The sequence below is a fragment of the Nonomuraea maheshkhaliensis genome, from assembly GCF_039529435.1.
Lineage (GTDB): Bacteria > Actinomycetota > Actinomycetes > Streptosporangiales > Streptosporangiaceae > Nonomuraea > Nonomuraea maheshkhaliensis.
Window position 1 is genome coordinate 16,144 of the sequence record NZ_BAAAMU010000047.1, and the last position, 16,892, is coordinate 33,035.

The window sequence follows — 16,892 nt, forward strand, 5'->3', positions numbered from 1 at the left end:
CGTACGGCGGCGCTGAAATACGTATACGCGGGCCCGGGAATGCGCATTCACCCGGCCACGGGACGGTTGTGAGATCTGACAAGGGATCGTCATAATTGTCCGATTTGTCCGTCAGCTATTGACAGCCGACCTGTCCTTGGCGGGATGATCCTTGTGACAGTCCAGGGGGCCAAGCTTTTGGAGTAGCGATGTCTTCCGGGCAGACGCTGCTACACCGTGACGTAGAACTAGCCGCTGTACGGGAAGTGCTGTCCAGGATTCGTTCGGCGAGTCCGTCCGTGCTGCTGATCCAGGGCGCACGCGGGATGGGCAAGACCACGCTGCTCAACGCGGCGCTGTCGGCCCTGGCCGAGACGGGTGCGCTGCTGCTCATGGCCCGCGGCCACCCCGCCGAGCGCGAGCACCCCTTCGGCGTCATCCGGCAGTTGTTCGAGCCGCTCATGGCCGCCGGCCGCGCGCCGCCCACCGGCCTGACGCCGGACGAGGAGCGGAAGGACGCCGTCACTCCCGGCGTGCTGCACGGGCTCTACCGCGCCACCCGCGACTTCACCGGCGACCAGCCGCTGATCATCGCCGTCGACGACGTGCACCATGCCGATCAGCAGTCCGCGGAATGGTGCTCCTACATCGCCAGGCGGCTCGACGGCCTGCCCATCGCGATGATCCTCACCAGTGCCGACCCCGGCGAGTCCGGGGGGAACGACCTCGCCAGGGACCTGGCGGCGCTGCCGTACATGCGGCTGCTGCGGCCCGCGCCGCTGCCCCACCTGGCCGCGCGGCGGCTGCTCGCCGGTCAGCTCGGCACCGCCGAGCAGCAGGTCGACGCGGAGGTCGCGCTCGCCTGCCACCAGCTCACCCGGGGCAACCCCGCGCTGCTGCACGAGCTGGCGACCCGGCTGGCCAGGACCGGCGTGACCGCGACGCGCGACGACATGCCCCGCGTGCTGGAGACGGGCGCCGCGGCGATGACCGAGACCGCGCTCGGCTGGCTGACCGACAGCGACTCCGGCGCCGACGCGGCCGGGGCGGACCTGTTACGCGCGCTGGCCGTCGTGGCGCCCGACGACGGCCTGGAGCTGGCCGCCATGCTGGCCGGCCACGGCCAGGACGTGGCGCGGGTGGCCACGGCCCGGCTGCGCGCTCTCGGGCTGATCACGGGCTCGCCGCCCGGCCGCTTCCCGCACCCGGGCGTCCAGCAGGCCGTGCTGGCCGGCATGGACCCCGACGAACGCGACCGCCTGCACCGCCGTACCGCGGCGCTGCTGCACCGGCTCGGCGCGCCGCTGAGCAGCTCGGCCAGGCACCTGATGTCGGCGGGCCCGACCGGCGACCCGCTGACCGTGACCGTGCTGCGCGAGGCGGCCGAAGAGGCCGGCGGCAACCACTCCTGGCAGGACGCGACCGGCTACCTGCACCGCGCCCTGGCCGAGACCGACGACCGCGAGACGGTGCTGGAGGTCACCGCCGAGCTGGGCGCCGTCGAGAAGCACCGCGACCTGCCCGCCTGCCTGCGGCACCTGCGCACCGTCTACGGCCGGGTCAAGCGGGCGCCGCAGGCGCTCGTGTCGGTGACCCCGTTCGCCGACATCCTGGTCACCGCGAACTCCGCGGAGGCGGGCGAGGTGCTGGCCGAGGCGGCGACCACCGCCGCCGCGATGCCGCAGTTCGCCGGCGCCGACCTGGCCCTGCTGTTCGCCGCCCAGGCGCTGCTGTGGGGCCGCTCGGCGGGCCAGCTCGGGGTACGCCGGCTGGGCCGTTCGTTCGGCACGCTGCTCACCCCCGCCGCCAGGGAGTTCCTGAGCGCGCTGGCCCTCGCCACCGGCGTGCGCGGCCGCAACCTGCCGCGCATGCTCGCCCAGACCCGCCGCTGCATGGACGGCCAGGGCACGGTGCCGGTCACCGCGGTGCTGCCCCTGGTGTGGGGCGACCGCCTCGACGAGGCCTCCTACTGGGCGGAGCGGCTGGTCAGCGAGACCAGGGAAGAAGGATCGAGCACCAGGCTGGCACTGGCGCTGTCGGCCAGGGCAGAGGTGCGCTACCAGCTCGGCAGCCTGGACGCGGCGCTGCGCGACGCCAACGACGCCATCGCCAGCGCCCGCGAGGTGCGGGCCGAGGGCTTCCACGCCGCCGCCACCGCCTGCGCCGTCAGGATCCTGGTCGAACGGGGCGAGCTGGAGGCCGCCGAGAGCGCGCTCGGCTCGGTCAGGACGTACGGCGACTGGCACCCCCTCATCTCCGGCCACCTCCTGGACGCGCTCGGACGCGTGCACCTCTCCCACGGCCGGCCCCGCGACGGGCTGCTGACCCTGCTGGAGTGCGGGCGCCGCCTGACCGCCGCAGGCATCACGAACCCGGCGTGCGTGCCATGGGGAACGAACACGATCCTCGCCTACACCCTGTCAGGCGAACGCTCCGCCGCCCGCATGATGGCCGAGCGGGAGCTGGAGCTGGCACGGGCGTGGGGCGCACCCACCACGATCGCCCGCGCGCTCAGCGCGGGCAGCGTCGCCTACGAGGGCGCCCCCCGGCTCGACCTGCTGCACGAGGCGGTGGACCTGCTCGCCCACCGGGGCGCCAGGCTCGAACAGGCCAGGGCGATGCTCCGCCTCGGCATCGCGCAACGCCAGGCGGGAGACGCGGGCAAGGCGCACGAGACCCTGGCCATGGCGCTGCGGCTGGCCACCGACTGCGGCGCGGTCCGCCTGGCCGCGCTCGCCGACAAGCACCGGGCCGCCACCGCGCCGCGCCACCCCGCCGCCCCGGCCGCCAACGGCCACGACGGCCACCCGCTGACCGTCGGCGAACGCCGGGTCACCGACCTCGTGCTGCGCGGGATGAGCAACCTGGAGGTGGCCACCGTCCTGTCGATCAGCAAGCGCACCGTGGACACCCATCTGGCGCGGATCTACCGCAAGCTGGGCATCCACACGCGGGCCGAACTCGCGGTCATCCTCACCGGCCTCGCCGACCACGAGGCCCCTCCGGCGGACGACCAGCCGGACGAGCCGGTGCCCGCCGGGCTGCTGGAGGAGCTCTGAACGCCACCGCGTTCAGTCCGTGAAGATGTCCTCCGGCAGGAACGCCGACACCAGGAAGCTGGGCACGTCCACGAGCTGGCTCACCTTGAGGTCCACCGCCACGCTGCAGATCGCGTACGCCTGCTGCGCGCTCCACCCCCTGTCCTCCAGGTGGTCGATCATCTCCAGCAGCGCGTTCCTGGCCGCCAGCGTCGCGTCCTCGGCCGACACCTCGCCGTCCCTGCTCACCGACATGCCGGTGGTGGCGTAGAACCGGCGCGGAGCCGCGTACGCCGGCGCCACCCAGTACTCCGACCTGGCGAACCTCGGCCCCCTGATGCCCTTCTCCTCCGCCTGCCCCTCGTGCACGGTGAACCGCACCCGCAGCGTCGCCCGCATCTCGATCGCGGTCCCGCACGCCTCGCAGTCGCCCTGCGCGAAGTGCGCATCCCCGGCCGAGAACAGCCCGCCGGGCGTGTCCACCGGCAGGTAGAGCCGTGTGCCCGCGCCGAGCTGCTTGATGTCCACGTTGCCGCCCTGCTCCCTGGGCGGGATGGTCCGCAGCCCCGCGGCTCCGGCGGGGGTGGCGGGGACGGCTCCGTCGAGCGAGGGCGGCAGCACGAACCCGCCGCGCGCCAGCGCCGCCTGCTCCCTGGCCGTGGTCCTGGCCAGCGACTCGTGCCCGGGCGCCAGCCCGATCGTGCCCATGAACGGCGCCGCCGGGATTCGCACCCCTGGCAGGTCGTCCGAGGCCGCCCACCCGTCGTCGAGCTCCCAGCGCACCATGAACGGCTCGGGGAAGACGTCACGCAGGAACCCGAAGCCGGGGACCTGGACGGTGTAGCCGTAGCGGTCCGGCGCGACCTCCAGGATCTCGATCTCCAGCAGGTCTCCAGGCCGCGCCCCCTCCACGTGGACGGGGCCGGTGAGCGGGTGGACGACGTCCAGGTCGGGCGCCTCGACGGTCTTCAGCGTGGCCTCGGGGCCCATCTGGCCGTCGAAGGCGTCCCTGGTCTCCAGGATCACCTCGTCGCCCGGCTCGCAGCGGACGATGGGCGGGATGTCCGGATGCCAGCGGTTGTGGCCGGTGCCGGGCTCGTCGCGGAGAGGGAGGTCGGGGTCGATGCGGATCTCGTGTACGGCCATGGCGGGCCCCCTCGGGTGAGGCGTGTGAGCGCCACGCTTCGCCGGCCCGCCGCCCCTGTCAAGACCCCATCAGCGGTACGCCGCGTCCGCCGGCACGGACGGCGAGGCCCTGCGGCATCGCCAGGACGGCGAGGGCCGCACGGGGTGTGGGTCCCGTGCGGCCCTCGGTGGTTTCCGGCGGTCAGGCCGGGGTGCAGGTGAGGGTGGTGGGCGGGGTGTTGGCGCCGGTGTGGGAGCCGTTGAGGCCGAACGACGTCGCCGCCCCGGCCGCCACGCCGCCGTTGTAGCCGGCGTTCGTGACCGTGACGCCGGCGCCCGTCTGGGCCGGGGTGCCGCCCCAGAGGTTGGTGATCCGCTGGTCCCCCGGCCAGGTCCAGGTCACCCGCCAGCCGGTGATCGGCGCGGCGCCGGTGTTCCTGACGGTGACGTTCGCCTGGAAGCCGCCGGGCCAGGAGTTGCCGGGCTCATAGGTGGCCGTGCAGCCGGTGCCGGTCGTGGGAGTCACCGTCGGGGTCACGGTGGGGGTGACGGTGGGGGTGACGGTCGGCGTGGGGGTGACCGTCACGGGCGGGCCCGTGCGGTCGCCGTAGATGATGCCGCGCCCGTTCGTGCCCAGGTAGACCCGCCCGTACACGCGCGGATCCCCCGTCAGCGCCTCGCCCATGTTGCCCCACTGGTGCCGGTCGTCGTTGATGCGCACCCACGCCGAGCCGCCGGTGTCCGACCGGTACAGGCCGGTGACGCCGTCGATCGTGGCCACCGCGTAGACCGCCGGGTACGTCGCGCCGGGCGCGGCCTTGCCGAAGCCGACGTTGACCGCGTTCGTGACGCCGGACAGCTTGGTGAAGGAGGCGCCGCTGTCGGTCGAGTGCCAGATGCCGCCCTCGCCCGCGACCCACACGTCACCCTCGACGCCGGCCACGGCCTTGACCTTGCCGGTCGCGGGCAGGCCGGTGGCGGCGGTGGCGGTGAAGGTGGCGCCGCCGTCGGTGCTGAGGTGGAGACGTCCGCCGCCGAGCCCGTAGAACTTGCGCGGGTTGACCCGGTCCGACTCCACCACGGCCTCCGTCGGCAGGCCGGAAGCCTGCCGCCAGGAGTTGCCGTAGCCGACGGAGTAGACGGGGGCCACGCCCTTGGGCGCCCAGACGAAGCGGGAGCCGTCGGCCGCGGCGGCGACGGTGCCGCCCTCATTGACGCCGCCGGGCTCGGTGCCCTGGAACCAGTTGGCGCCGCCGTCGGTGGAGAAGGCCACGTGGCTGTCGTTCGGGCGGTCGGCGTCGGTGAAGCTGCCCGCCCTGACCATGATCGAGGGCGCCCGCTCGGCGTAGTCGAGGCTGGTGGTGGAGGTGAAGACCGGTGAGGTGAACATCATCGGTGGTACGGCGTCCAGGTTCGTGTGACGGAACCCGCCGATGTCTCCCAGGCCGCTGACCAGGGGCGCTCCGCTGGGCGGGCTGATCAGGTCGAGCACCGCCGTCTCCTCCAGGCCCTTGGCCATCGGCCTGATCGTGAACTGCGCGCCGGCGTCCCACTGCGTGAGGTTCTCGGTGCCGTAGACGGTGGCGCCGGTGCCGTACATCATCCGGTCGGAGTCGAACGGGTCGATCTCCAGCGACTCGGTCATCCAGCCGAGCTTGGGGGCGACCTCGGGCGGCTGCGGGTTGGCGCCGAAGGTCAGCCAGGGGTTCTCGGAGATGTTCATCGTGTAGCGGAAGCTGCGGTTCGGGTACGACGTCCAGTCCCAGACCCGGGTCCAGGTGGCGCCGGAGTCCGTCGAGCGGAAGAAGATCACGTCGGGCCACCAGGAGATCTGCGTGGCCACCATGATCGTGCCCGGGTGCCGGCGGTCGACGGTCAGGCCGCTGTAGCCGAAGTAGTCGTCTGCGCTGGAGGAGGGAATGGGGCTGATCTGGGTCCAGGTGCCGGTGGCGGTGGCGTAGCGCCACACGTCGCCCTTGGCGCCGTCGTACGGCCCCCCGGTGTCGCTCGTGGCGAGGTAGAGGTAGCCGTTGACGGTGTCGAGCACGCCCTTGTGCGCGATGTACCCGGTGGGCTGGCCGGCCAGCCGTGACCAGGTGGCGCCGCCGTCGGTGGTGCGGTAGACGGTGTTGTCCTTGTCCGCGACGCCCACGTAGATGGTCCTGGAGGCACTGCCCGGGGTGGACGAGCGCTTGTCGTAGGTCACCCAGACCACGCCGGGCCGGTGGCTCAGGTAGCCGTTGGGGTCGCCGGGGTCCTGGGCGTAGTTGCCGGGGTTGGGGAAGCTCGTCACCTTCGACCAGGTCACGCCGTAATCGGTGCTGCGCCACAGGCCATTGCCGTTGGGGGCGCCGAGGTGGAGGATCCGGTTGTCGTTCGGGTCGACCGACAGCGCCTCGCCCATGCCCCGGCCCGGCATGTTGCCGCCCAGCTTGAACGGCAGCGCCGTGACCTGCCAGGTGTCACCCTTGTCCGTGGAGCGCAGGACGGCGCCGTTGTTCGGGTCCCAGCTGTTGGTGTACATGCCGACGGCCGCGTACACCCGGTTGGTCTGCACGGGGTCGGTGGCCAGGCTGATCACCCCGTTGTAGCCCCACTTGTCCCAGCCGGCCCAGTCGAGCAGCGGGGTCCAGGACTTGCCGGACTGGTTCCACCGGTACGCGCCGCCGATGTCGGTGCGGGCGTAGACGAGGTTCCGCTCGGACGGGTTGAAGACGATGCCGGGCACGAAGCCCCCGCCGTCGATCCTGACGTTCTTGTACGCGTACGGATCCGAGGCGATCGCCGAGACCGGCGCCATCCGGACGACCGCCGCCGCGATCAGCACGGCGACGGTCGTGAGCATGACGAATAATCTTCTTCGCATGCGCGGCTCTTCCTTTCCAGGCACGCCGGAAGGCGTCCCAAAGGCGTCAGCAGACCGCCATGCACGAGCAGAGTGCAGGACCCTGACCGTCGCCGCGCCTTCGCGCATGAGCTCACCAGCAGGCTCACACACACGCGCAGCCATGGTCAATAGTTTGGATAGACAACGAATTAAAGCCGCAAGGAGGTAAGGCACGCATGACGACGTTCCCCGAATATCGCGTGGACGGAAAGGTCGCCCTGGTCACGGGCGCGGCGCGGGGGCTGGGCCGGGCGATCTCGCTGGCCCTGGCGAACGCCGGCGCCGACGTCGCGCTCGGCTACCGGGACGCCGGGGCCGACGAAGGGCTGACCGACGAGGTCCGCGGTCTCGGCCGGGCCGCGCTGCCGCTGCAGATGGACATGACCGCGCCCGGCCAGATCGCCGATGCGGTGCGCGCGGTGGTGGAGCGGTTCGGCCGGATCGACATCCTGGTCAACAACGCCGGCATCGCGCCGGGCAACCCGGCCGAGGAGGTGACGGAGGACGACTTCGACCGGACGGTGCGGGTGAACCTGAAGGGCACGTTCCTGGCCAGCCAGGCGGCGGGGCGGGTGATGATCGAGCAGGGGTACGGGCGGATCGTGAACATCGGGTCACAGGCCGGCGAGGTGGCCCTGCCCGGCGAATCAATCTATTGCATGACGAAGGCGGCCATCGCCCACCTGACCCGCTGCCTTGCCGTCGAATGGGGCCCGCACGGCGTCACGGTCAACAACGTCGCCCCCACGTTCATCCGCACCCCCGGCACCGCGCCCGCCCTGTCGGACCCGGCGTTCGAGGCCGACGTGATCGAGCGGATCGCGGCGCTGCACCGCATCGGCGAGCCCATGGACGTCGCGGGGGCGGTGCTCTTCCTCGCCTCCCCCGCGGCGTCGCTGATCACGGGACACACGCTGGTCATCGACGGCGGCTGGACGGTCCGCTGACCCCGCTCACGCACTCACCTTCTCGGCCGGCCGGGCCACCGGGCGGGCAGCGGACGGACGCGCCGCCCACAGGGCGATCGCGATGTAGAGCACCTGCTCGGGGATGCGCTGCCAGAGCGGCGAGGAGACCACGAGATCGGCCTCGGCGGCGTGCACGTTCGCCGGCAGCAGGGCCACGAAGAGCAGCGCGAGGCAGATCCCGGCGGCCCTGCGGGTGCGCCCGAGCACCAGCCCCGCCGCCCCGGCCAGCTCCAGCACGCCGCTCAGATACACCATGAAGGCGGGGAACGGCACGAACGGCGGCACCATGGCCAGCATGTCGGCGTAGTTGGGCATGAAGGTCACGCCGGCCGGGACGAAGTGGGCGCCGGCGGTCATGACCAGCATGACGGCCAGGCCGTGGGCCGCGCTCACCCGCCACGTGCCGAACCGGCCCACGCCCAGGACTCCCAGCAGCCGGAACGCCAGCGTGGCGACCAGCAGAACGATCACGGTCATCAGACACCCTCTTCTGGATAGCTGTATTATCCAAATAATAGATAACACAGCTATCCAATAAGAGGCAAGTCCGCCGGGCGGCCGCGACCATGCTCGCGACCATGCTCGCGACCGCCCGGCGGAGTCCTCATCGGGCGAGCGTCCTCGTCAGGCGAGCGTCCTCATCGAGCGATTGCGAAGTCCCTGATCCGCAGGTCGCCCCGGAACACCAGGTACACGCTCCCGGTGCCGGCCCGTACGCTCGCGCTCGCCGTCCCGTAGGTGTAGATCGAGCCCGTGGCGGGCACCCGCACGGTCGCCAGCAGCGCACCGGTCGGCGAGCCGCGCCGCACCTCGAACGAGCCGCCGCTCACCGACGCCACCGCGGCCGTCAGGCGCGAGCCCCAGGAGGCCCCCGTGTACGCCACCCAGTCACCGGCCGAGCCCTCGACCACCTCGCCCCGCGCCTTGCTCTCGTCGGCGAAGGCGACGCCCGAATAGTCGTCGAAGTCCATCGCCCGCGTCGTCCTGGCCAGGTCGCGCACGGGCACGGTCTCACCGTGCACACGCAGCGTGGTGCTCTGGCGGATCCGGTCGGAGGCGGAGCCCACGAGCACGTCGTGGGTGGCGTTCTCGACCACCCACCTGCCCCTGGTGTGATCCCAGACGGCCAGGTCCGACCGCTTCAGCGGGAAGGTGACCATCCGCGTCTCCCCCGGGCCGAGCGTGATCCGCTGGAAGCCGCGCAGCCGCTTGACCGGCTGCGCGAAGCGGGAGTCGCGCTGGTGGGTGTAGAGCTGGACCACCTCGTCGCCCTTCACCTTGCCGGTGTTGGTGACCCTGACGCTCACCTGGTCGCCGTGCGCGCGCAGGCCCTGGTAGCCGAAGGAGGTGTAGCTCAGGCCGTGGCCGAAGGCGTAGAGCGGCTTGTCCTTTTCGTACAGGTACGTCATCCCGGTCTTGACCAGGTCGTAGTCCAGCAGGCTCGGCAGCTCGCCATCGGCGGGCCAGGTCTGGGTGAGCCGGCCGCCGGGGTTGACGTCGCCGAAGAGCACGTCGGCGACGGCGTGCCCGGTCTCCGCGCCCGCGTGCGTGGTCCACAGCAGGGTCGGGGCGTCCACGACGACCGGATAGCTCGTCTCCAGGACGACCACCGTGCGCGGGTTGGCCTTGCGCACGGCCTCGATCAGCCGCAGTTGGCCCGCGCCGAGCCGCAGGTCGGCGCGGTCGTGGAACTCGCGCCCCGCGACGAAGGGATGGCTGCCGACCACGACCACCGCGACCTCCGCCTCGGCGCCCTGCGCGACGCCCGCGCCGAGCCCGTCGGAGACGACCTCCTTGGCGAACTTCGCCGCCTGCGCCTTCTGCACCAGGCCGAGCGTGCCGTCGGTGACGCCCACGTACGCGTCGGGCAGGCCGAACCAGCCCTCGACCGTCTCATATCCGGCGTAACGGATCAGGTGGCTGCCGTCGGCCTGCCGCTCCAGTGCGAACTGCTGGGAGACGTACCAGCCGTCGGGCTCGGCGTCGTCGGTGTCGAGCGAGCGCCAGTCGCCGCCCAGCAGCCGGCCGTTGCCCGCGTTGCGCAGCGTGGACACGCCGCCGGTCCAGTCGGTGAGGTCCCACTGCGAGGCGGCGCCGGGCGCGGTGTCGAGCAGGGCGGCGTTGTCGTCGGGCCCGGTGCCGGTCGCGGTGACGTACCGGCCGGAGTCGAGATGCTTGAGCGCGATGCGCTCCAGCCCTTCGCCGGTGGTGACGGCGCCCACCCGCTCCTTGATCCCGTCGAGCGGCGTCACCTGGTACGGCAGTCGCCCCGAATACCAGTCCCGATACAGCCGGTCCGCCAGCGGCCCCACCACGGCGGCCGACTTCGGCCTGCCGAAAGGCAGCACGCCGGAGTTCTTCAGCAGCACGGCCGCCTTGCCGGCGGTCTCCCGGTTGAGCCGCTGGTTGGCGGCGCTGTTGATCACGTCCGCCGTGATCCGCGCGTACGGCCCGCCGTCCGGATCGAAGTGGCCCAGCCGGGTCCGGATGGACAGCACGTTGCGTACCGACTTGTCCACATCGGCCACGGTGATACGGCCCTGGTCGAGCGCGGCCTTGAGGTTGGTCAGCATCGGCCCGAGGTCGCTGCCGTCGATCGTGAAGCTGTCCAGCCCGGCCTTCAGCACGGCGGCGAACGCCTCGGGCTTGTCGTCGTAGTAGCGCTCCAGGTCGGTGAGCGCGTGCGGCCCCCACGCGTCGCTGGGGTTGTAGAGCGTCTTGCCGGTCCAGGTCCTGACCGCGTCGTTCAGGTCCGGGTTGACGTGATTGGGCCGCCCGTTGACCAGGTTGTACGACGCCATCACCCCGGTCGCGGCGTCGGCCGAGATCGCCGCCTTGAAGGCCGGCTCGTAGTACTCGTGCTTGAGCTTGGGCGTCAGGTTGGAGGAGGTGAGGCTGCGGTCGGTCTCGTTGTTGTAGGCCAGGTAGTGCTTCAGCACGGGCGCGGTCTTCAGGTAGAAGGGGTCGTCACCCTGCAGCCCCTTGCCGTACGCGGTCGACATGGCCCCGGTGAGCAGCGGATCCTCGGAGTAGCCCTCCTCGTTGCGACCCGCGCGCGGGTCGCGCAGCAGGTCGACCACCGGCGCCCACACCTGCAGCCCCCACAGGACGGGGTCGGCGGCGTGGTAGCCGCGCGTCTCGTCGCCCACGGCCGCGCCGACCTTCCTGATCAGCGCCGGGTCCCAGGTGCTGGCCAGCCCGACCGCCTGCGGGAAGACGGTGCCGGCGGCGAACTTCTGGTTCCAGTTGTCGTCGCGGTGGTTGGACCAGGCGACGCCGTGCAGCGCCTCGGTGCCGTTCTTGTGGTAGGCGATGCCGAGGCGCGGGATCGCCGGCTGCGACTGGTGCAGCAGGCTCAGCTTCTCGTCGAGGGTGAGCCGGCCGAGCAGGTCGGTGACGCGCTGGTCGAGCGGCAGGGCCGGGTTCTGGAAGGGGTACGCCTGCGCGGCCTGAACGGCGGGCGCGACAACGGCGGGCGCGACGGATAACGACGCGGCGAGGGAAACAACCGCTAATAACGGGATTTTTCGCATCTTGAGTGGTTCTCCATCACTTGATGGCGCCGACCGTCACACCTCGGGTCAGCGTGCGCTGGAAGATCAGGAAGAAGGCGACCGCCGGGACGATGCCGAGCAGGGCCGAAGCGCTGGACATGGTCGCGTCCATGTACCGCTGCCCTTGCAGGACGCCGAGCGCGACGGGCACCGTCTGGGTGTCGTTCGAGATCAGGAAGATCAGCGGCAGGAAGAACTCGTTCCAGGTCCAGATGAAGAAGAAGATCAGCAGCACGTTGATCGTGGGCCGGCTGATCGGCACCACGATCCGCAGCAGCGACCGCAGCCGCCCCGCGCCGTCGATCGAGGCTGCCTCCAGGATCTCCTTCGGGAACTGGCCCAGCACCGCGCTCAGCAGGTACGTGCCGAACGCCGCCTGGATCGCGGTCATGATGATGATCACCGCGAGCCGGGTGTCGTACAGGCCGACGGCCTTGGCCAGGTAGTACAGCGGGTAGGCCAGCGCCTCCTGCGGCAGCGTGTTGGCCACCAGGAAGAGCACCAGGATCCACAACCGGCCCTTCACCCTGCCGATGCCCAGCGCGTACGCGTTGAGCACCGACAGCACCACCGCCAGCACCGACACCGAGGCGCTGATGACGAAGCTGTTCCAGAGCTTGACGCCGAACTCCACCCGGTTCCAGAAGTCTGCGATCCCCTGGAGGTAGAGCCCCTCGGGCAGGCTCAGCGGCCCGTTCGAGCTGTACTCGGCCGGCGACTTGACCGCGTTCATCGCCACGGTCACGAACGGGAAGATCATCACCACGGCCAGCACGACCAGCGCCAACAGCACCGCCCAGCGTCCCGGGCCCCTCATGCGTCACGCTCCTGGACACGCAGGAACAGGAACGTCACCACGATGATGATCAGCGCCAGCACGGTGGCGATGGCCGAGCCGTACCCGACGTTGCTCTTCTGGAAGAAGTTCAGGTACGAGAAGTACGACGGCACCATCGTCGCGTTCCCCGGCCCGCCGCGCGTCAGCACGAAGATCGGCCCGAACACCTTCAGCGCGGCGATCGTGCACGTCAGCAGCACCACGAAGATCTCCGGCCGGATCTGCGGGATCGTGATGTGCCAGAACCTGCGCCACCACGAGGCCCCGTCGATCTCGGCGGCCTCGTAGTAGGCCGGGTCCACCCGCTGCAGCCCGGCCATGAAGATCACGACCGGGTAGCCGAGCTGGAACCAGACCATCACCGCCATGACCGTGGCCAGCGCCAGATCGGGGTCACCGAGCCAGTCGAGGTCCAGGCCGAAGATCTGGTTGACGGCGCCGTACGACGGGTGCAACATCCAGCCCCACACCACGCCCGCCACCGCCACCGGCAGCACCTGCGGCAGGTAGTACGTCGCGCGCAGCGCGGAGGCCGTGCGCGCCCCGAACCGCTTGCCGATGTAGTCGAACAGGGCGGCGGCCAGAACGAGCCCGATCGCGGTCGGCACCAAGGCCATGGCCACGATCAGCCCCACGTTGTGCTGGAACGACTCCCAGAAGCGTTCGTCCTCCAGCAGCCGGGCGTAGTTGCCGAGCCCGATCCAGCGCGGCGTGCCCACCCCCGACCAGCGGGTGAAGCTGGCGCCGACGTTCATCAGGAACGGCACCACGATGACGGCCAGGAACAGCAGCAGGCTGGGGACCAGGTAGAGCCAGTACCCCCTCGTGCGTGCCCTCATCTAGTTGCCAATGTCGGCGAGGTTGTCCTCGTACGGCTTGGCCAGCTCGTCCAGCACCTCGGCCGAGGTCTTGCTGCCGTTGATGAGCTCCTGGACCCCGGCCACCATCACGTCGTAGTAGCCGGGCGCGGGCCAGTCGGGGTAGAAGGCCAGGCCGTCGGCGGCGGTCAGCTTGTTGAAGGACTCGATGAGCTCCTTGCTCTTGGCGTCGGTGATCGCGGCGGCGTCGGCGGCCACGGGGACGCCGCCGGAGTTGCCGAGCAGGTTCTGGATGTCCTTGCTCATCGTGATGTCGATGAAGTCGTAGGCCAGGTCCTTGTTCTCCGACTTCTCGGGGACGACCCAGAGGTTGCCGCTCGAACCGGGCGACATCGTGGCGCCGGGGAACAGGAAGTGGCCCCACTCGAAGTCCTTGATCTCCGAGGCGAAGCGGCCGTACCACCAGCTACCGCTGATCATGACGGGGAACTTGCCGTTCATGAACGCCACGCCCATGTCCTCGGCCTTGACCCCGGCCGAGTTCTTGGGGATGTAGCCCTTCTTCACCCAGTCGGCGAACGTGTCGGCGCCGTAGGTGAACTCGGGGCCGTGGAAGTCGACCTTGCCCTTGTAGGACTGGAAGGCGTCCAGCCACGGCTTCTGCGCCTTGGTGAGCGCGAGCTGGTAGAAGATCTGCTGCGCCGGGTATTCGGCGCCGGCGTTGGAGATGGGGGTCACGCCGGCCTTGACGAACGTGTCGAGGGCGGCGGTGAACTCCTCGTACGTGGCCGGGGCCGTGACCTTGTGCTTGTCGAAGAGGTCCTTGTTGTAATAGACCATCACGAACTCGCCGTAGTTGGGCACGCCGTACCACTTGCCGGAGCCCATCACGCCCCGGTCGTCGTACTTCGCGGTGGTCTGCAGGCCGCCGGGCAGCAGTTTGTCCCAGCCGCGCTTGGTGGCCTCCTCGCTCAGATCGGCGAGCAGGCCCTGCTTGGACAGCAGCCCGGACGTGGCGTTGCCCTTGTTGTACTCCATGATGTCGGGCGCCTCGTCCGAGTTGAGCACCATGGCGGCCGTCTTCTGGATCTGCTCGAAGCCCTTCTCCTCGAACTCGACGGTCACGTTCGGGTGCGACGCCTCGAACTTCTTGATCGCCTCGGCCCACGCCTTGCCCATGGCGCTGTCGGCCGTCTCGTAGTGCCAGAGCTTGAGCACGCGCGGCTCGGTGCCGCCGGGGCTCGGGCTCGCGGAACCGCCGCCCGCGCCGCAGGCCGACAGGGCGAGCACGGCGGCGGCCAGCACCGCCACGCCTCTTGACTTGACCATGATCCCTCCAGGGGGTGTTACGAGATGACGGCCCGCGCGGGAGCTCCGGGCACCGGGACGAGCTCGACCCCGGTGACGCGCTTCGGGCCGGTGACGGCGACACGCAGCACGTCGCCGTCCCTGGTGGCGACGGCGACCGTCACGCCGTCGGCGTCGTGGATCTCGGCGCTCCCGCCGCCGCCGCCGAAGGCGACGAGCGCGATCTCCTCCGGCACGTCCACCGTGTCCCGCTGCTCCTGTACGGGGATGAGCGCGCCGTACCGGACGAAGAGCGGGATCTGGCCGAGCGGCTTGGCGACCCGGACGTAACGGGCGCCGTCCAGCACCTCGCCGGTCCAGTAGTCCACCCACCGGCCGCGCGGCAGGTACACCTGCCTGACGCCTTCGGGCCCGGTCATGGGGGCCACCAGCAGGTCGTGCCCGAGCAGGTACTGCAGGTCGGCCTGCCAGGCCACCGGGTCGTCCGGATGGTCCACGCACAGCGCCCGCATCATCGGCGCGCCGGTGCGCGCGGCCTCGACGGCGGCCGAGTACAGGTAGGGCATCAGCCGGTAACGCAGCTTCAGCGCCGCGACCGCCTGCTCCTCGACCTCCGGGAACTCCCATGGCTCACGGGTCGTGGTGCCGTGCAGGCGCAGCAGCGGGGAGAGCGCGCCGAACTGGGTCCAGCGCACGTACAGGTCGTCGGTGGGCCGGCCGGTGAAGCCGCCCGCGTCGTGGCTCCAGAACGGCACACCGGACAGGCCGTGCGCGAGGCCGCCCCTGATCGTGCTGCCCATGGCGGCGTAGCTGGTGTAGGTGTCGCCGCCCCACTGGGCGCTGTGCCGCTGGCCTCCCAGGTACGACGAGCGCGCCCAGACCAGCTCGTGCCCGTTGACCTCGCGGGTGACGTCCACGACGGCGTCGTTGAACAGCAGGGTGTAGACGTTGTGCAGCTCGGTGCCGCTCATGCCGTTGGCGGCCACCGCGTCGGCCGGCACGCCCTCGGCGAAGTCGGTCTTGAACGCGGCCACGCCCTGGCGCAGCAGCGGGCGCAGCAGGCCCTTGAACCACTCGACCGCCTCCGGGTGGGTGAAGTCCACGATGCCGCAGGCGGGGAAGGAGCCGTGCCAGCAGTCGGCGACGTACGGCTCGCCCTGGGGGTCGAGCAGCAGGTATCCGGCCTCGGCGGCCTCCTGGAAGACCGGGCTAAGGTGGGAAATATAAGGATTCATCCATAGGCAGACCTTGAACCCCATCTCCGCGAGCTCGGCCAGCATGCCCTCGGGGTCGGGGAAGTTCACCGGGTCCCAGCGCATCTCCGACCAGCGCCCGTCGCTCTGCCAGTAGGTGTCCAGGTGCAGCACGTCGCACGGGATGCCGCGCTCCCTGATCGTGCGCGCCCTGGCCAGCACCCGCTCCCCGCTGTCCACGCAGAACCCCGAGGAGATCCAGGTGCCGAACGCCCACTTCGGCGGCAGCGAGGGCCGGCCGGTCAGCCGGTCGTACCGGTCCAGCACCTCCGCGGGGGCCGGGCCCGCCAGCACGTAGTAGTCCATGACGTCGTCGGGCACCAGGATCTGCACCACGCTGTGCGTGGACTGGCACACGTCGAACTCCAGGGGCGCGCCGCTGTCGACCAGGACGCCGTAGCCCCGGCTGGACACGTACAAGGGGATGTTCTTGTAGGCGCGCTGCGACTCGGCGCCGAAGGCGTCGAAGTTCCACATGAGCGGTCGCTGACCGCGCTTGTCCAGCCGGGTGAACGACTCGCCGAAGCCGGAGAACGCCTCGTCGGGCGCGGCGGCGAAGCTCTCGTGGTAGGCGACGGGCGCGCCTCCCGAGGCGGAGCGCCCGAACGGCAGCGTACGCAGGCGCCCGCTGATGTCGGTGTGCCCCCGGTCCTGCTCGACCAGCGTCGCCCCGGCCGCGTCGGTGAAGCGCAGGTGCCACGGCGACAGGGTGATCTCGGCCCGCAACGACCCGGCGTCCACCACGATCGGCGCGCCGGGCTCGGCCACGACCCGTGCTCCCGCGTACGTGCCGGGCGTCACCAGCGCGATGGCGCGCTCGGAGCGGGGCCGGGCGGTGGCGTCCTCCGACAGCCGCACCCTGATCACGCCCTCGCCCGCCGCCCCCACCTGGACGACCAGCGTCTCCTCCGCCGAGGTGACCGCCTTGAGCAGCACCTCGGCGCCGTCGGCCGCGACCACTTCCGCGGCGATGAGCGCCGACAGGCCGCCCTCTCCTCGTACGCGGACCGGCAGCTCCGGCGGGTCCGCGACGAAGTACTCGTGCGCGACCAGGGGAGGGCGATAGGGCATGGAAGCTCCTTCGAACGCTGCGCCAACTCGTGACTTAGTTTGGTGTCCATACC

Annotated in this window: 10 protein-coding genes; 2 read left to right on the forward strand and 8 right to left on the reverse strand. The window is 71.0% G+C overall.

Annotation, left to right across the window (positions count from 1 at the left end; genetic code table 11):
• The first annotated feature begins 188 nt into the window (after positions 1-188).
• Complete coding sequence (locus ABFX54_RS28330; protein ID WP_346109598.1) at positions 189-3,038, forward strand: helix-turn-helix transcriptional regulator; 2,850 nt, start codon at positions 189-191, stop codon at positions 3,036-3,038.
• Positions 3,039-3,050: 12 nt separating this feature from the next.
• Here the strand turns inward: ABFX54_RS28330 and ABFX54_RS28335 are convergent, their stop codons facing one another.
• Together ABFX54_RS28335 and ABFX54_RS28340 are read right to left on the reverse strand one after the other, a co-directional pair.
• The gene (locus ABFX54_RS28335) at positions 3,051-4,163 is read right to left on the reverse strand and encodes an acetamidase/formamidase family protein (protein WP_346109599.1); all 1,113 of its coding nucleotides are present in this window, start codon (positions 4,161-4,163) and stop codon (positions 3,051-3,053) included.
• A gap of 181 nt (positions 4,164-4,344) precedes the next feature.
• Positions 4,345-7,008: a cellulose binding domain-containing protein gene (locus ABFX54_RS28340; protein WP_346109600.1), complete on the reverse strand. Its 2,664-nt coding sequence runs from the start codon at positions 7,006-7,008 to the stop codon at positions 4,345-4,347.
• A 197-nt stretch (positions 7,009-7,205) separates the two neighbouring features.
• On the opposite strand from ABFX54_RS28340, the gene ABFX54_RS28345 reads away from it, so the two are divergent.
• Positions 7,206-7,976 carry an SDR family NAD(P)-dependent oxidoreductase gene (locus ABFX54_RS28345; RefSeq protein ID WP_346109601.1) on the forward strand — a complete coding sequence of 257 codons (771 nt, stop codon included), beginning with the start codon at positions 7,206-7,208 and terminating at the stop codon, positions 7,974-7,976.
• 6 nt (positions 7,977-7,982) lie between these two features.
• Here the strand turns inward: ABFX54_RS28345 and ABFX54_RS28350 are convergent, their stop codons facing one another.
• From ABFX54_RS28350 to ABFX54_RS28375, 6 genes are all read right to left on the reverse strand, one after another.
• Positions 7,983-8,474, reverse strand: a complete 492-nt coding sequence (locus ABFX54_RS28350; RefSeq protein ID WP_346109602.1) for a DoxX family protein — start codon at positions 8,472-8,474, stop codon at positions 7,983-7,985.
• A gap of 161 nt (positions 8,475-8,635) precedes the next feature.
• Complete coding sequence (locus ABFX54_RS28355; protein WP_346109603.1) at positions 8,636-11,530, reverse strand: glycoside hydrolase family 3 C-terminal domain-containing protein; 2,895 nt, start codon at positions 11,528-11,530, stop codon at positions 8,636-8,638.
• Positions 11,531-11,546: 16 nt separating this feature from the next.
• Positions 11,547-12,368 (reverse strand): carbohydrate ABC transporter permease, encoded by an 822-nt coding sequence (locus ABFX54_RS28360; protein ID WP_346109604.1) that lies wholly within the window; start codon positions 12,366-12,368, stop codon positions 11,547-11,549.
• On the reverse strand, positions 12,365-13,228 hold the full coding sequence (locus ABFX54_RS28365; RefSeq protein WP_346109605.1) for a carbohydrate ABC transporter permease: 864 nt from the start codon (positions 13,226-13,228) through the stop codon (positions 12,365-12,367). The genes ABFX54_RS28360 and ABFX54_RS28365 overlap by 4 nt, the downstream gene beginning before the upstream one ends.
• Positions 13,229-14,536, reverse strand: a complete 1,308-nt coding sequence (locus tag ABFX54_RS28370) for an ABC transporter substrate-binding protein (RefSeq protein WP_346109606.1) — start codon at positions 14,534-14,536, stop codon at positions 13,229-13,231.
• A gap of 17 nt (positions 14,537-14,553) precedes the next feature.
• Positions 14,554-16,839, reverse strand: a complete 2,286-nt coding sequence (locus ABFX54_RS28375; RefSeq protein ID WP_346109607.1) for a TIM-barrel domain-containing protein — start codon at positions 16,837-16,839, stop codon at positions 14,554-14,556.
• Positions 16,840-16,892 lie beyond the last annotated feature (53 nt).